This window comes from Mesorhizobium sp. M7D.F.Ca.US.004.03.1.1 (assembly GCF_003998635.1).
GTDB lineage: Bacteria > Pseudomonadota > Alphaproteobacteria > Rhizobiales > Rhizobiaceae > Mesorhizobium > Mesorhizobium loti.
On record NZ_RZQG01001323.1, the window covers coordinates 1 to 1,208 of the forward strand.

General features: G+C 66.7%; 2 protein-coding genes. Both read right to left on the reverse strand.

All coding sequences use genetic code 11. The annotated features are described in order from the left end of the window. Nucleotides 1–377, reverse strand: a 377-nt coding sequence (locus EN935_RS36720; RefSeq protein WP_164771718.1) for an FAD-binding oxidoreductase, incomplete at its 3' end; no start/stop codon positions are given. A 114-nt stretch (nt 378–491) separates the two neighbouring features. Continuing rightward, a partial coding sequence (locus tag EN935_RS36725) for an amino acid--tRNA ligase-related protein (protein ID WP_127374275.1) occupies nt 492–1,208 on the reverse strand: 717 nt, incomplete at its 5' end.

A 1,208-nucleotide genomic window follows, 5' to 3' on the forward strand; every position in this document is an offset into this window, starting at 1 on the left:
GGACTGCTGGCCGGCAAGGCGCCGGCCAGCAGTCCGGCAAGCGCCAGCGCATTGGCCCGGGTCGCCGCCGGCAGCGATTGCCGCATGAACCGGACCAGCCACGGCGCCAGTTGCAGCAGTGCCGGCCAGCGCAGCGAAAACGGGCTGTCGGGATTAAGCAGCAGGTTTGGCAAAGCGCGCAGCACGGCAGGCGTGCCGACCGGCATGCAAGCGTATTCGGCGATCGTTCCGGCATTGCCTGATGAGGCGCCGGAGCCCGGCTCATTGGGGTCGATGAGCAACACTTCGCGGCCCTCCTCGGCAAGGCGAAGCGCCGTCGCCAGCCCGACCACGCCCGCGCCGACAATGGCGATTTCAACGGTTTCCTGTGCTGCCACTGCTGGATCTTCCCGATTGACCTTGAAATCCCGTACCGATCATGTGGTCTCTTGGTTCGGGGTCAGGGTCCAGCCTTCGTCCCTGAAATCGAATGGGCCAGATCTTCCCGCGCGTCAGGCGACCGGCGTCCAGATGACATCCTCGATTTTCTGCGCGCCGGTCGCCAGCATCACCAGCCGGTCGAAGCCGAGCGCGATGCCGCTGGCCGGCGGCATGATGGCGAGGGCGGCGAGAAAATCCTCGTCCAGCGGATAGCGTTCGCCATAGATGCGCTGTTTCTCGTCCATCTCGATGACGAAGCGCCGGCGCTGCTCCTTGGCGTCGGTCAATTCGCCAAAGCCGTTGGCGAGCTCGACACCGCAGCAATAGAGCTCGAAGCGCTCGGCGACGCGCGGGTCGCGCGGGTTCGGCCGCGCCAGTGCCGCCTCGGCCACGGGATATTCGCACAGGATGGTCGCCCGCCTTTGCCCGAGGAAGGGCTCGACCTTTTCCACCATGACCCGGCTGAACAGGTCGGCCCAACTGTCGTCGGGCGCGGTGCGCAAGCCGGCTTGGTCCAAAGCGGCGTACAGCGCGTCGCGGTCGGTGCCGCCGTCGGCGGCGACCGTGGCCAGCAGGTCGATGCCGGCATGGCGGGTGAAGGCATCGGCCACCGTCAGCCGTTCCGGCTCGGCAAACGGATCGCAGTCGCGGCCCCGGAAGGAGAAAAGATTCGCCCCTGCCCTCGTCGCGGCCAGCGCCAGAAAGGCGGCGCAATCCAGCATCAGGCTCTCATAGGCCTCGCCCACCCGGTACCATTCGAGCATAGTGAATTCGGGATGGTGCAAGGG